The sequence below is a fragment of the Priestia sp. MDV22-iso46 genome (assembly GCF_058629175.1).
Map to the genome: position 1 here is coordinate 122,766 of NZ_JBZVWT010000005.1, position 13,765 is coordinate 136,530.

17 protein-coding genes are annotated in these 13,765 nt (G+C 31.9%); 10 read left to right on the plus strand and 7 right to left on the minus strand.

What is annotated here, in order from left to right:
- The first annotated feature begins 784 nt into the window (after positions 1–784).
- The 4 genes from AC4NPH_RS23275 (at position 785) to AC4NPH_RS23290 (ending at position 3,803) form a co-directional block, all read left to right on the plus strand.
- Positions 785–1,921: a tetratricopeptide repeat protein gene (locus AC4NPH_RS23275; RefSeq protein ID WP_491939023.1), complete on the plus strand. Its 1,137-nt coding sequence runs from the start codon at positions 785–787 to the stop codon at positions 1,919–1,921.
- A gap of 78 nt (positions 1,922–1,999) precedes the next feature.
- Entirely contained in the window at positions 2,000–2,683 is a 684-nt protein-coding gene (locus tag AC4NPH_RS23280) for a hypothetical protein (protein WP_491939002.1), read from the plus strand.
- A gap of 47 nt (positions 2,684–2,730) precedes the next feature.
- Positions 2,731–3,273 (plus strand): hypothetical protein, encoded by a 543-nt coding sequence (locus tag AC4NPH_RS23285; RefSeq protein ID WP_491939003.1) that lies wholly within the window; start codon positions 2,731–2,733, stop codon positions 3,271–3,273.
- A gap of 77 nt (positions 3,274–3,350) precedes the next feature.
- Positions 3,351–3,803, plus strand: a complete 453-nt coding sequence (locus AC4NPH_RS23290; protein WP_308334651.1) for a DUF4288 domain-containing protein — start codon at positions 3,351–3,353, stop codon at positions 3,801–3,803.
- A gap of 110 nt (positions 3,804–3,913) precedes the next feature.
- Here AC4NPH_RS23290 and AC4NPH_RS23295 read toward each other — a convergent pair whose 3' ends face one another.
- From AC4NPH_RS23295 to AC4NPH_RS23310, 4 genes are all read right to left on the minus strand, one after another.
- Positions 3,914–4,378: a hypothetical protein gene (locus AC4NPH_RS23295; protein WP_491939004.1), complete on the minus strand. Its 465-nt coding sequence runs from the start codon at positions 4,376–4,378 to the stop codon at positions 3,914–3,916.
- Positions 4,379–4,502: 124 nt separating this feature from the next.
- The gene (locus tag AC4NPH_RS23300; RefSeq protein ID WP_308334649.1) at positions 4,503–5,114 is read right to left on the minus strand and encodes an SMI1/KNR4 family protein; all 612 of its coding nucleotides are present in this window, start codon (positions 5,112–5,114) and stop codon (positions 4,503–4,505) included.
- A gap of 16 nt (positions 5,115–5,130) precedes the next feature.
- Positions 5,131–5,568, minus strand: coding sequence for a hypothetical protein (locus AC4NPH_RS23305; RefSeq protein WP_308334648.1), 438 nt, complete (start codon positions 5,566–5,568; stop codon positions 5,131–5,133).
- Between the two features lie 416 nt (positions 5,569–5,984).
- On the minus strand, positions 5,985–6,419 hold the full coding sequence (locus tag AC4NPH_RS23310; protein ID WP_308334647.1) for a tetratricopeptide repeat protein: 435 nt from the start codon (positions 6,417–6,419) through the stop codon (positions 5,985–5,987).
- 348 nt (positions 6,420–6,767) lie between these two features.
- Between AC4NPH_RS23310 and AC4NPH_RS23315 the strand changes: the two genes are divergently transcribed.
- The 4 genes from AC4NPH_RS23315 (at position 6,768) to AC4NPH_RS23330 (ending at position 9,143) form a co-directional block, all read left to right on the plus strand.
- On the plus strand, positions 6,768–7,334 hold the full coding sequence (locus tag AC4NPH_RS23315) for a tubby C-terminal domain-like protein (RefSeq protein ID WP_308334646.1): 567 nt from the start codon (positions 6,768–6,770) through the stop codon (positions 7,332–7,334).
- A gap of 25 nt (positions 7,335–7,359) precedes the next feature.
- Positions 7,360–7,791, plus strand: a complete 432-nt coding sequence (locus AC4NPH_RS23320; protein ID WP_491939005.1) for a hypothetical protein — start codon at positions 7,360–7,362, stop codon at positions 7,789–7,791.
- A gap of 330 nt (positions 7,792–8,121) precedes the next feature.
- On the plus strand, positions 8,122–8,331 hold the full coding sequence (locus AC4NPH_RS23325) for a cold-shock protein (protein WP_491939006.1): 210 nt from the start codon (positions 8,122–8,124) through the stop codon (positions 8,329–8,331).
- A gap of 614 nt (positions 8,332–8,945) precedes the next feature.
- Entirely contained in the window at positions 8,946–9,143 is a 198-nt protein-coding gene (locus AC4NPH_RS23330) for an IDEAL domain-containing protein (protein WP_491939007.1), read from the plus strand.
- Positions 9,144–9,296: 153 nt separating this feature from the next.
- On the opposite strand, the gene AC4NPH_RS23335 is transcribed toward AC4NPH_RS23330, so the two are convergent.
- From AC4NPH_RS23335 to AC4NPH_RS23345, 3 genes are all read right to left on the minus strand, one after another.
- Complete coding sequence (locus AC4NPH_RS23335) at positions 9,297–9,596, minus strand: DUF2653 family protein (RefSeq protein ID WP_335404709.1); 300 nt, start codon at positions 9,594–9,596, stop codon at positions 9,297–9,299.
- A 13-nt stretch (positions 9,597–9,609) separates the two neighbouring features.
- Complete coding sequence (locus AC4NPH_RS23340) at positions 9,610–10,062, minus strand: hypothetical protein (protein WP_328230605.1); 453 nt, start codon at positions 10,060–10,062, stop codon at positions 9,610–9,612.
- 904 nt (positions 10,063–10,966) lie between these two features.
- Positions 10,967–11,557, minus strand: a complete 591-nt coding sequence (locus AC4NPH_RS23345; RefSeq protein ID WP_328230606.1) for a TetR/AcrR family transcriptional regulator — start codon at positions 11,555–11,557, stop codon at positions 10,967–10,969.
- A 193-nt stretch (positions 11,558–11,750) separates the two neighbouring features.
- On the opposite strand from AC4NPH_RS23345, the gene AC4NPH_RS23350 reads away from it, so the two are divergent.
- Positions 11,751–12,575: an alpha/beta fold hydrolase gene (locus tag AC4NPH_RS23350; protein ID WP_328230607.1), complete on the plus strand. Its 825-nt coding sequence runs from the start codon at positions 11,751–11,753 to the stop codon at positions 12,573–12,575.
- A 46-nt stretch (positions 12,576–12,621) separates the two neighbouring features.
- Positions 12,622–13,407: a tyrosine-protein phosphatase gene (locus tag AC4NPH_RS23355; RefSeq protein WP_491939008.1), complete on the plus strand. Its 786-nt coding sequence runs from the start codon at positions 12,622–12,624 to the stop codon at positions 13,405–13,407.
- Positions 13,408–13,765 lie beyond the last annotated feature (358 nt).

Here is a 13,765-nt window from a genome sequence, read left to right on the forward strand (position 1 = left end):
ACAAGTAATATACATATAGAATTTCTTTATTTGTTATAAAGTTTGTATGATATTAGATAAAATATTTTCAAAAGAGAAATGAAGATTATTTAGAATAAAATGCGTTTCTTCTTGAATAGATGGGGGTGTTAAGGGTTGAAGGAGGGGATAAAATGAGGCAAAGCACTATAACATCTATCATATGTACGCTATGCGTGCTAAGTACAGTTATTATATCCTTTATTGTTTATATGGATATTGATAATTCATTTTCGTTTGGATTTATGCTAGGCTATATATTCTTTATTATCATAGTATCTTTATATTGGATTATTACTTTGATCATCAACATCAAGAATATAAAATGGTTTGAACTAAGAAAGAGACTATTTAAGTTTATTGGATTATTCATTTCCTTTAGCGCTGCTATATATATTTTCAATTATATTTTTCGGTCATCTGAAATAGATATTTATGATCTTAGCACTCCTTTAGCTATGGCCCTTAGCTTAACTTTTTTTGATTTAGTATTCTTCAAAGACAAAGAAAGCTAAGGTATGGTTGTAATTCCTTTTTACTTACATAGTGTTAGATATACTCAACAGCACAGGAAACGATAAATTAGTAGGAACCAATGGTTCTTAGGAATCCATTGGTTTCTGGTAGTTATTTTTAAATGTAAAATTACTCTTTATGGGATTTAACTTTCTAAAAGGCTACCTTGCTTCCACCCTGCTGAGGCAGCTTTTTATTTTGTTCTTACACATAAAGAGCTTTACTAATCCCACAGATGAAATTGAGTTTAATGTTTAGAAGGAGTATGAATATGAGCAAGTATGATGAAATAGATTTTGAAAAGGTTTCGCTTCAATTGCAGGAGCAAGTTGAAAAGGACCCAAACAATGTAAAGCTAAGAAATGAGCTCGCTATAGTGTTTATGGAAACAAATGAATATGAAGAAGCTTTTTTTCAACTACAAGCTGCTGCTGAAATTAACCCTTCTGTTCAAACTCTTTATAATTTAGCCTATTTTTATTTTACAGAAGGCAAACCAATTATAGAGGCTACAAGTAATACTAAAGAAATAAGAAGTTCTGAAGAAGATGCAGAAGAGGAATCAATGTTCTCTACATGGGAAATTGCAGATGAAGAAGCATTTGATATAGTAGAAGATTTGTTAAAAAACAAACCTGGGCATTATTTTATTTATAACTTAATGGGTGAGATGTACATAAAAAAAGAAAAGTATGAAGAAGCAATAAATGTATTAAAAGAAGGCATCAATCTAACACCTTCACTAGAAAATCTAAATAATCTTGGGTTATGTTACTACAAAAAAGGAATGTTACCTGAAGCTGCTGAATGTTTTCATAAAGCACACCCACTACGATCCTGTAACAACTATAGTTTGTTTCCGTTACTTAGCTACGGAATTTGTCTAGCACGACTAGAAAGGGGATCAGAAGCAAGAGCAGTTGCAAAAGAATTACTTTTTTTGAGTGAAAAAGAGGAAGAAGCATTAGAAGCATTAGAAGCTGATATAGCAGAGATATATTATATTCTGGGAGATTATGAGGAGTTCGTTAAAATCTATTCTAAATTAGATTGGGATTTTTATTCAGAAGAGTTCCTTCCGACTTATTTTTATTCTTTATGGATGCTTTCAAAAACAAAAGAAATTGAAGAACTTGCTTATAAGACTATTCAAAGAAAAGAACAAGAGATGAAAGACGTCATTCAAGATCCAGATGAGGAAGAAGATTTTAAAAAAGAATACGAAGAAGTCACAACAGAAGAGATTGCTTTCATTAAAAATACAGTTAGAGAAGTTTATTGGGGAAAAGCTCCTACTGTAGATTATGAGCCACAATTAGAAACTCGATGTTATTTGTATGGCTGCTTCAGACATACAGATTCGAACCCTCATTATTTTTCTATATAAGATGCTACAAATCTCTGAAGGTCAAATAAGCAAAATTATTGTTTTTATAAGTGATTTTATAGGTGAAGGAGGTTTTGTATGAGTGAAGTTTGGATTCAGGAAGAACATCTAAATGCCGAGTTTTATGAAATGGTGGGGCATTATGTTCAATTGGAGGGGACTATTGAGTCTGTTTACTTTATATCTGAAACAACAGAAAGCGTTGAAGATAGGGATGAACAAAGGGATTTTTTACTCGATTTCTTAATCAATCAGGATAGGTATCCTTTATATCTTACATTCCTTTGTGATGATATGATGGCAGAGGATTTTGAAAAGGAATTTAATCAATTAGGTATAGAATATAGTTATGAATTGTTAGAGGAAAAACAAGCCTACTATACATTTTTTAAACGGGTTACCTATCACCCTCGATGTTTTACTTTACCAATTAAAGACGCGCGTACATTATCCTTAGCATTAGAACATACCTTTTATCTTGCTAATATGAACGAATTTTACTCGCTTTCTTATTCTGAAAATATAAGATTTGAGCTTCAGAAAGTTAAGGAATGGGGCAGGTGGAAAAACGTATCTATCCCTATTTTTAAAACGGAAGAAGATACTACATTCATAACCATTTTCCATGATGGAGCAGGATTTTTCTTATTTTCAAACGAGGATAGATATTCATCCATACAAAAAGTGTGCGCAACCTTCCCAGAAGGCTCAAGAGTAGTACAAATTAATGACAAATTAATAGATCAAGATAAAGAGGTTTAGTTTAGTGTGTCAGAGAAAATTAATTTAGAAGGAGAAGTAATTAAACATTGAAAAACGAACTATTAAAGGTAATAAAAACAGATAGGCTTATAGAGATTTACAAAGATATTGAAGATATGGATACCTTCATAGTGGCAAAGGTTTTGAAGGTTACTGATAACCATGCAATCATCGTAAAGGTATCAGCAACTGGTATGTATGATGGATTTCACCTTATTGAGATTGAAGATATTTATCAAATCAATACTGGATCTAAATACATTCGAAACATTGAAAAGCTATATGCTGCTAAAAACCAAAAACACCTTGAATTTGATGGAGAGCATGAAAATTTAATGGTGAGCATTTTAAAATTTGCTCAGAAAAATAACTTCGTTGTTTCAGTAGAGCTATTTAAAGATGGAGATGTACAAGGATTTATTAAAGATATTAGTGAAGATATTCTTGTTATTTCTATCCTGACTAATGATGGAGAACCTGACGGTGAAGCAATCGTAAAGCTTGAAGATATAACTTCTATTTCGTGTGATCATGAGGATGCAGTGTGTTTGAAGATTTTATATTCTTATATTGAAACTGGAGATATCTGAAAGAATAAGCCTCTCTATTAATTACGCCCAAACTTAGCTATTATTCTTTTTACGCTTTTTCAGAATGGAGTCGTTACATGCAAACACATAAGGAAGAAACCCTAGTATGGAAATGGTATGGAGTAAAGGTTCTTTATAAACACTTAGTTAGTGGAAAGCCCACTCCAGAAAAAATTGACACAAATTATAATGAACATCAAATATTTGAAGAAAGTATTTTATTAATTAAAGCCCAGTCGTTCGATCAAGCCTACGAACTTGCAGAACAAGAAGCAAAGGGACGTGAAGATAGTTATACAAATGTTTATGACCAACTTGTAGAGTTTAAATACATTGAAAGTTTAGATGCTTTTGAGCTATTTGAAGACGAAGAGCTAGCAAGTGGTACAGAAGTATATTCTAGATTCGTACATATTTCTAAAGGTGAAAAATTCACTGATTTTTTGACTAGATATTACCCAGAAGTTGTCGAATCTGATGAAGAGCAGATAAAAAGAAACTTCATCTTAAGAAACCGAGATTTTAACTGAGTATTAATACTAAAAATCTATATATTATATATGGGCCTAGAATACTTAGTCGCTGTTCTAGACAAAAAAAGAAGAGTTTAAAACCGACTCTTCTTTTTGCTCATACAAAGTTATACTTCTTTGAGTATTACTTCTAACTGGTCTTTAATGTTTGCTTCTAGGTCATATTTTGATAAATCGTATAGAGTTCCTATCCCTTTACGACCTCCACTAAAGTAATACCACAACTGTATATAGTACACATATGCATCCTCTTCATCTGTGAAACCATCAAAGTTTATAGCAACTTGAGAACGATACTCGCCTTCTAGGCAATGATTAGAAGTTAAGTCTGGTAGCTGATCTCCATCAATGTCTCTACAAACCCATATTTTTAAATTCTTCTTTCCATTGCACTCAAATTTACTTGTGTATTCCTCTTCAATAACCTCACTATATTTTTCGCCTAACTTTTCTAACGCGATTATATGACTTTTTAAGTCTTCATTTATTTCATTTGCTGGTACTTCAACGTACTTATCAGATGCTTCGTCCTGTTGCTTACCTGTAAACAAAAGTTTAAATTTATTAAACAAAATTCCACCACCTATTTAAGAAGATAATACGAAACTTCGTTTTTCTTTATAATAATCTTGCTAAGATTTCTCTAACACATACAATTTATAAACAAAATCTAATCCTTAAAGAAACACTAATAAATTACTCGTTATCTTTTAATTCCTTTAGGAAATCAGGGTCTATCCAAACTTCCTCAACTTCGTATCCGTCCAAATCATCTTCTTCTGGATTATATGGCTTAATCATATGTAAGAAATCATTAAACGAAGGTGCAACATAATATAAATCCTGTATCTCCATCTCATTATCTTCAAACTCTAGCTCTATATCATGATCCCACAAGAAGATGTATCCATATCTTTCTCTATTCAGGTTTAGACAAACAATATTCCCCCCAACATCACGTCCAATTGGAATAGAGCCCTTAGGTACTCTACCTTCATACATGTCATAACAAGATAAAATATCATTTATGTCTTCTACTCTTGTGCCAAAGAAGGAAGATAAGATAAATGATTCTATTTCTTCGAATGGAAGTTTAACTATACTATCCTCTACTTCACCACCATTATATTTCCTTAGAAAATTTACATACTCCTCGGGAAACGATGCGCCTACCTTTTTTTCTACTCTCTCCAAGTCTTTATGATCAAACCGTCTAGAGTTAGATTTAATACCAATCAACTTCTTATCCTCCTCAAATAACCCCATATTCATGCCATTGATCATGATTGTAGTAGCTATTTCAATCATTCCTCTATTCTTCGTGTTACTCATACTTCGAGGGGAGAGCAATACATATCCATCCAATAGGGAAATTTTTATTTGTCTCGACTTCATTCATTATCGCGTCGTCTTCTAATCCAAATATAATTCCTTTGTATTTTACTGATTCATAACAACATGCTTCCCAATCTACATGCCAGTTTTCTGGGTTAGGGTCCACCTCTAACAAATCGCTTCCTATTCCATATTGAGTTAAAAACTTACCTTTAAACCCTTTAAACATACAGATTTGATTTACTTTTTTTGTTTGTTCATCTACGAAAAAAGACATGTATCTAGTTAGATAAACTGTACAACCATGTCTTTTTTCACTTTCATATGGTTGCACAAGACTTTCTAACAAAGCTTCTTCAGACATACCTAAAAGAAAAATGCCTACCCTTTCTCCTTCTACAACGATTCCATCTAAATGGTTTTTCATTAAATAACTCCTTATTCAAAATTACTTTATAAACCTTTACACATGTACTATCCTGAACTAGATAGTATTTACAGAAAAAATGATTCAAAAATTATAAAACTAAGAGCAAGACCTAAAAACCCTAAAAGTATAGAGGCCATATTAAGCAACCATCTATTATTAGACCTAACAAGCCAAGTTCCCACAACTGCAACAGTTAAATATTTTGAAATTGTTTCATTAACATGTAAAACCTCAGGTAGGACATAAATGGATAAATAAAAAACAACAACTAATATCAAAGAGTTTCTAATTAAGATGAACAATATAGGTACACTCCATTAAACATTTTTAAATATAAATTTTATAACCTAAATTGAATTAGGCCATTTGGTTGTTCTAGTCGTGACTATGTATTTCAAATAAGATTGATTGTATTATGTCAATAATTTCTCTCTTAAGGGTTCTAACTTTTTGAATTTCTTATGATAAGATTGCCGTTGTAACAAACTTTCCACTAATTTAAGAGCATCCTCTTTGCGATTGGCTTTCACATAACTATCAATAACCTCAATGTATTGTTCATCATATGGAAATTTCTCTTCTTGAACCAGTTCAAAAGCTTTATCAAAACAAAGGGTAGCATTATTATAATCCTTCAAATAAAGGTATGTTCCTCCATTTCCAGCATACAGACCCGCGCGCTCTGCATTGTTTAACGTTGTAAACTTTAGACCTTCATTTCTAATATCAAGTGCTTTCTCATATTCTTTTTTCATTTCAGCAATAATAGCTTCATTGTGAAAGTGTTTAAATTTTGTTCGCTTTTTCTTAGGGCGAGTTATCTTAAAGATGATCCAAATTACAATCAAGTCTCTTATTATTGAAAAGATATCGTAACCGAAGTTCTCAAGGCTATATTGTGTTATAGCTCTATAAATTAAATGGACCACATCATAAATAAGAGAGAAATATAGCATATAAAGAAGAAATTTTTTCAATTCGTTCCCGACTTTCTATTATTAAGTTACTTTATTATACATGATGTATGATAAAATGAGTCGATAATATTACAAATGAAGAAATTTATGGAAGTGAGGAACGCAAAAGAATCATTCTGGGAGGCTTTATTTGGCGTAGTAATGGTATCATTAAGCTTTTATCTTATAATTAAATCTGCAAGAGATAAATTTGTTTTGGCGATAGGGAAGGGGGTTTAAATGGATATATATACGTTTCATGTTTCTAGAATCAAATCTTCAGCTAAGCCATTTATCATAGAAAATGGAGATATGAAAAAGATAGCAACTATCCAAAGAATTTATAGTAATTTTATTGTGCATTTCTTGGATTTTATTCTACGTGATCTTACTTCTATGGTAAGAGTTCGTCCATTATGGTCCCAATTTTTTATGCAATTTATAAAAGTGAATTTGGAAATTTTATGGGAGGACAAAAAATTCCTCCTTCTTCAGGACAAAGATGGTATATGGTCAATTATAGAAGAAGGAAATACAGTAGGAAAAATAGTAGGTAAAGGAAGGTTTAACATTGACAAGAATGGTTCTAAAGAAATCGTCCTGAAAGAAAAAAGTTTCATTCTAAGCACTAATGAATTAGGCCCTGATGTGAATGTTTTTAATAGTTCTGGAAAAGTAGTTGGAACTTTTAAATCAGACCTTTATCATTTAAAAGAAGGTAAATATTCTTTGGTAGTAATGGAAGATAGTATCCCAATACCGGTTATAATTGGAGCCTACTATATAAATAATTATATCCCTTATTAACTTATAAAAAACGGGAGTGTTGTATATGGATAGCCTTCCAAAAGAAAGAAAAATATTGCTTGATGAAGATATTAATGAACAAGAGTTTGTTAATATGATCTCTTGTTTTTACAAACAAGAATGTTTTATCTATGCGATTATCCCTAATTGGGAAGAAGAGTTACTTAATGAACTTTCAAATCAATTCATCAGAGTTAAAGATGTTAAATTACCACGTACATTCCCAAGGACAACAGGGTATTTGGGTTATGTGAGAGATAGTGAAAAACAATTTATATATGAATTTTATTTGAGGTCTACGACAATGGATATAGTTTACTCGGAGGTAGATGTAATTGAGAAATTGGATAAAATAGATAAGAAAAACGTTGATATTTACAACATATTTGAATTGAATAAAATTTCTCATGTAACTATAGGTCCTGATGGTCAATGGTTAAATGTAGTTGAGTATTAACATAGAGTCGTATTTAACTAAATGGTATTTGAGTTGAAGAACGTCAATTAGAAAATATGTATCCCAAATGCAATATAAATACAAAGAAAGCCTCAGGAATCTATAGATTTATACGGCTTTCTTTTTTGTTCCGAGAACATCCATTATAGTAACTAAAAATGTATGCTTTTACGGAGGGTGATTTAAGAAGAATGAAATTATGTTAATTTTATAGATTAGAAAACTATACTTAATAATAAAGACACAAGCCTGTTTTTTCACTAATTTCCTCAATGTGTTACAAATATTATACAATATAAAAACACTAATAATTTAGGGGGGGAAGGTTATATGGGAAGAAAAAATGGAACAATCAAGTCGTACAATTTTAATAAAGGGTATGGTTTTATTACAACAGAAGATGAAACTGAGCTTTTTGTTTCTTATCGCTCTATTGAAGGGAATGGTTATGCAGCCCGGAGGGATGGTCAAAAAGTTTCTTTTGACGTAGAAACAGGTCAAAAGGGGCTAGAAGCAGTACGTGTACGGGTCCTAGACTAATATCCTAAGATCATCTGTTATTTAAAAGGCAACGGGTTATTCCATTGCCTTATTTGTACTTTATAAAGCTGTTATGCAATTATTAGATAAACAATCACTACAATAACCAAAATAAACTTTCATATAAAAAATGAACACAAACAGACAGTTCATAAAATAACCGTACGTAAAAGTATACATTTACGGACTTTGAATTTTGTATAAGAAATCTACCGTTTCTATCGTTCATTTAAGTTTTAAAATAAATTACGAACGTATTCTAAAATACATACACTTTTACGAACGTTTTTCGGTAGAGTAATAGGTATATAATTGAATAATATTATAATAATGTAAATCAGATTAAACTGGTCAATTGACGCCGTTAAACGTGACTGTTAAAACCTACATTCTTAAAAGTTAGTTTGTAGATGTCTTTCAACAAGTATATAAAATAGTTTTGTGCTTCCTTCAGGGTTTATAAGTATGAAATAAAAATCAGAATAGCAAGAGGGTTGTAAATATATAGGTTAAATATTATTTGATGTCTCACTTTATCTATCAATCTCGTATACAAAACGTCAAAAAGGTCAATGCTGTTTGAAAAAGGGAAAAGATAAAGGGGTTGATTTTTTATGGAAAATAACATGATTAACGGAATGGATCGAGTTGATCCAAATTTACGTGATGAAATATTGGCTGAATTATTTTTGAATCAAATGATGAAGAACTTCAAAAGAAGTAAGATCCTCGAGGGAATTGATCATTCCTTAAAGAATAAAGATAAAGAAGCTTTTTTACGTTTAACAGAGGAACTTAAATCCGTATCTTAATAAAAGACACCATAATATAAAAGAAACTCACCAAAAAGAAGCCTTGTTATATAAAGACTAAGGCTTCTTTTTATAATGAATTGAAATTGTAATGAGGGAACCTACTGGTTCCCGTACACAAATGTCCAGAAGTTTCGTGTCAAAAACTAATTACTAATTATTTAATACTTGGATAGATGCAGTAAATCCATCCTTTTCAGAAAAGGATAAATTAACTTGTAAATGATCAGCAACGAACTGATGATAGACCTGTAAATATACTGCAACAGCATCAATGATGTATTGTTCATGTAATCGCTCTGTACGCCCTAATGCTAAAGTAGAAGCCGCAAACCCATGAGAAGGATGAAACTCCAAATCTACTTCTACCTGTTGAGGTTCAATTCTTTCTTTTACCGCCATATAAATACAAATACTATCCACAAGATCTTGTTCATTAAATAGTACTTCCATCTTAAATTTCTCCTTAATATCTTCTTCTTGTAAAGATATTTTTAATTACCCAGATGATGACTAAAATCAAAAGTATATCCACAAGAATTCCTAAAAAAGAAAATCCATTTGAAGCGTTATTTCCATATGCACCATTATAATTTCCCCCAAATGGATGAAGCATATGGCCTAAAAAAGCCCCCGTTCCAAAAGCTGCAGCATGAGTCAGTATACTTTTTGTTCGTGAAGGCGGGGTCTGGTTATATGTTGTGTGAGAGTTAGAACGTGATGGCGTTCTTGTAAAGTTGCTTGAGGGAGACTTATATCCAGAATGATAAGTTCCACTCGAATATGTGCCCCTACTTGAATGAGAACTGAACGAAGAACTGTGACTGAAAGAACTATGACCACTAAATCCTTTTGCCTGCGCAACATTTGGTAAAGCTATTGCAAATATTAATACGAAAATTAAGGTCAATTTTTTCATTACCATTACCCCTGTCCTTATTAATCTAATATAGCTAATTTTTATTAAAATTTCTTTCCTCAAGGGCCTATTTAGATGTTACTATATCACTTAATTTATAGATTTCTACTAATTTCATCTACTTTTAATGTAATTTTAAGGTGAATTTTAGAGTTAGTATAAATGATTAGGAAAAGTAAAAAGAATTTCAATATCTAATTGACTCGTGAAATTAAAATAAAAAACGGTGATATAATTACTAAGATTTATATCAGAATGAGAAACCGTAGGAAATGATTTGGTAAGGGAGAAAAAGATGAAACTTGCTCGGAGTAAAGAACCCACCTAACCTCGTCGTATCTATAAGATGCGGAACTTGGTAAGCCCTTTGTTATCTGTATACACAGTAGGGAGATCGTAAGATCAAACGATGTGACAGAGGGTAAAGGATACGAGAGAAAGCGAATGCCGTTGTCTCGAAAGAGAACAGGAAAGCAGGAAACTGTATAACTGAACGGATACTGTCGTCCTTATGGACAAATCCATGACAGGCCCGAAAGGGAGCCCACTTCTCGTTGGTCTCTCGTGGGAACATAAGGTTGTGGCTATCTTCTGACGAAAGAAACATACTGTTATGTATACCTCCAATCGGAGCGTCGGTGTATGTTTTACTTACTGTTATGGTATGTGACGAAGATACGACAGCAAATGGATTTGTAATGGGAGGCTTGAGCCGTATGAGTTGAAATGCTCCCCTAAGGTTCTTAGGGGAGTTAGGGGCAGTGATGCCCCTCGCTTCCCCAACATAATTAAGAACAAATACTCTATATGTCTAAAAGGGAAACAGAAAAATCCACTTCTGAGTCTGAAGTAAATTCCAATGAGTTCCTTTTTGACGAATTTCCTTTATATATGATTAAAATCCCTATTTAGTTAAGCCTATAGTTACATAATCAATTAGTTTATCCATTACTTTTGGAAAAAGGTCGGTGCCAATTTCCTCTTTGTGTAATCGTAGCATCATGATAGCCTGGATGACTCCCACAATTACTTCTGGATTCTCTTGAGGTAAGACACCACGCTCCATCAAAATTTGGATTGCATCGATACCTCTTTGAGTTTGCCATTTAGTAAATTCCATCATCTGTTGTGGAAGCTTTCTTGTGAGTCTTTCGTGTTCGTCGTTTTGAAAAACACGCTGAAGAAAGGGATTATCTTCAACAAATTTAAAAGAGGTATGAAAAAAGGAAGTTAGTAATTCTTTAGGGGGAAGATTTTCACGAAAGAGTTCACTGAGTACAGTTTCTCTTACTTCTTCTTCGTTTTTTAAGATTTCAAAATAGAGCTCTTCCTTAGATTGAAAAAATTTATAGAAAGAACCTTTTGCAATTCCACATGCTTGTATAATATCATCAATACTTGTTTTAGCTAGCCCATATTGGATGAATAGTTCTCTCCCTTTTTCCATAAGGGATTGGTGAATATGTTCTTTTTCTTGTTCTGTAAATTTAGGCATAGAAAAACTCCTTTTGATATTTTTGTGACTTTTTATGGACATTTAGTCATATACTGTTTATACTTATCTTAACCGTTATGTAAATAAAAGTAAACATTCTTAAATAATCATAATATTTTTTTGGGTTTTATATGACCATATATACTATTTTGGTCATATAATAAAAATATTCTTTATAAGAGGGTGAAGAATAATGTTAGAAAAATTTTTTGATTCAGGAAAGATTCGTTTAAATTATATTGAAACAAATCCTAATTCGTCTGATATATCTCTTTTGTTACTTCATGGCGGGACTGCTAGGTGGCAAACTTTTAGTACTATTCTGCCTAATTTAGAAAAGCTAGCCCATGTATATGCAGTAGATTTAAGAGGACATGGTAAATCTGGGAGAGGAGATAAAAATTACAGATTAAAAGATTATGTAGAAGACATCTTTCTTTTTCTTAAAAAACATGTTAACAAACCGACACTTATATTTGGTCATTCACTTGGTGGAATGATTAGTCTTATGATGGCAGTTAACCACCCTACCCTTGTTACAGGGGTAATTATTGGTGATTCCCCCTTATCTATGACAGTTTTAAAAGAAGGGTCCATGGAGTTAATGAAATGGAGAGATATACTACACTCTAATCAAATGGCATTGAAAAATCCTAAAGCATTAATTAAAAACAATCCAAACATTTCACTAAAAAGGAATAATTTGGTTGATGAAATGATAACAAACTTAACATACATGGATCCAGATGTACTAACAGCTATGATAGATCGGTTTGAGGAAACATACGCTGGATATCAAGTAGATAAGTTACTTCGTAGAATTCGATGTCCCGGGTTGCTCTTACAAGGAAATCCTGAATTAGGGGGGGTAGTAAGGGATAAAGATGTGCAAAAGGCATTAGAGATTTCTCCTAATTTACAACATAAAAAGATAAAGAATGCAGGTCATACTCTGCATTTAGAAAATAAAGAAGAAGTATTAGAAGTAATTGAACCTTTTATAAAAGCTTTTAAGTAAAAAAAAATAAGAGATAATCTGACTAAATAATAATGGAGAAATGAAAATGAAAACTGCAGAAAACATATACCAATTTGAAAATTTATATAATTTCCGTGACATTGGGGGCTTTAAAACCAAAGATGGTTGCCACGTGAAGACCGGTATCCTATTCCGTTCAGATGAACTGTCTCGATTGTCTCAAAAAGATATAGAAAGTTTTCATCAAATAAATATAAAGTCAATTTGTGATTTAAGGACGCTTCAGGAACAACAATCAAAAGTCAGTCGTATCCAGACTGGAAAGGAAATTCAACTACTAAACGTATCAATTCATGATAAGAGCAGAGAGTTTACACATCTTGAATTCTTTAAGTTTCTAGTTAGTAAATCCAATACCATTGATTTTGAAAAAATAATGAAAGAAATGTATGACCATATGGCATTTGGTTGTTATAAGGAAATCAATGAAGTTATTACGTTTCTTTCAAATCAAAAAAATTCACCTGCTCTCATTCACTGTACCGGAGGGAAGGATCGTACTGGATTTATATCAGCCCTTATCCAATTACTTGTGGGGGTGCCATATGAAACAGTGATAAATGAATACCTTTTATCTAATCAATTAATTGCGAAACGTATGAAAAAGGTAGAAACATTTATTCGATGGATGAGTTTGTTCCAAATGTCTTCAGAGCGTATAAAACCAATCTTAGAAGTTAGACGTGATTACTTAGAAGAAGTGTATAACAAGATTATAGGGCAATACGGTGACATTGAAAATTACCTTCGTCTGGCTTGTAAAGTTCCCCAAAGCAATTTAGAGAACCTTAAGCAATTATTGATTGAATAATGGAATCAACTATATCTTATGAATATAGAACGTACGGAGGCGTTATGATGGATATGAGTAATTACCAGGTTAGTGAAGAAGAAATAAAGAAAATATTAAATGTATATTTTGAGGAGGGATGTCTAAGACAGATACCAAAAATCACTATGCTAAAACCTGTTTAACGTGAAATAAAGTAAGATAGCATATTAATCAACGGTCCTCATGTTCCTTTTAAATCAATGAGAAAATCCTTTATTGAGGAGCTTTCTAGATAAAATAATTATTTAATAATAAGTAACATGCCAACTAATTATATAGATGAAATACTATTAAAAAACTTAAAAATGGGGTGAATCGTTTGATTCTTAAGAAAAGT

Bases quoted from the DNA above. Each gene is read 5' to 3' on its own strand.
- AC4NPH_RS23275 (WP_491939023.1), top strand. From the start codon at position 785: ATGTTTAGAAGGAGTATGAATATGAGCAAGTATGATGAAATAGATTTT.
- AC4NPH_RS23280 (WP_491939002.1), top strand. From the start codon at position 2,000: ATGAGTGAAGTTTGGATTCAGGAAGAACATCTAAATGCCGAGTTTTAT.
- AC4NPH_RS23290 (WP_308334651.1), top strand. From the start codon at position 3,351: ATGCAAACACATAAGGAAGAAACCCTAGTATGGAAATGGTATGGAGTA.
- AC4NPH_RS23300 (WP_308334649.1), bottom strand. From the start codon at position 5,114: ATGATTGAAATAGCTACTACAATCATGATCAATGGCATGAATATGGGG.
- AC4NPH_RS23305 (WP_308334648.1), bottom strand. From the start codon at position 5,568: ATGAAAAACCATTTAGATGGAATCGTTGTAGAAGGAGAAAGGGTAGGC.
- AC4NPH_RS23315 (WP_308334646.1), top strand. From the start codon at position 6,768: ATGGATATATATACGTTTCATGTTTCTAGAATCAAATCTTCAGCTAAG.
- AC4NPH_RS23320 (WP_491939005.1), top strand. From the start codon at position 7,360: ATGGATAGCCTTCCAAAAGAAAGAAAAATATTGCTTGATGAAGATATT.
- AC4NPH_RS23325 (WP_491939006.1), top strand. From the start codon at position 8,122: ATGGGAAGAAAAAATGGAACAATCAAGTCGTACAATTTTAATAAAGGG.
- AC4NPH_RS23330 (WP_491939007.1), top strand. From the start codon at position 8,946: ATGGAAAATAACATGATTAACGGAATGGATCGAGTTGATCCAAATTTA.
- AC4NPH_RS23335 (WP_335404709.1), bottom strand. From the start codon at position 9,596: ATGGAAGTACTATTTAATGAACAAGATCTTGTGGATAGTATTTGTATT.
- AC4NPH_RS23340 (WP_328230605.1), bottom strand. From the start codon at position 10,062: ATGAAAAAATTGACCTTAATTTTCGTATTAATATTTGCAATAGCTTTA.
- AC4NPH_RS23345 (WP_328230606.1), bottom strand. From the start codon at position 11,557: ATGCCTAAATTTACAGAACAAGAAAAAGAACATATTCACCAATCCCTT.
- AC4NPH_RS23350 (WP_328230607.1), top strand. From the start codon at position 11,751: ATGTTAGAAAAATTTTTTGATTCAGGAAAGATTCGTTTAAATTATATT.
- AC4NPH_RS23355 (WP_491939008.1), top strand. From the start codon at position 12,622: ATGAAAACTGCAGAAAACATATACCAATTTGAAAATTTATATAATTTC.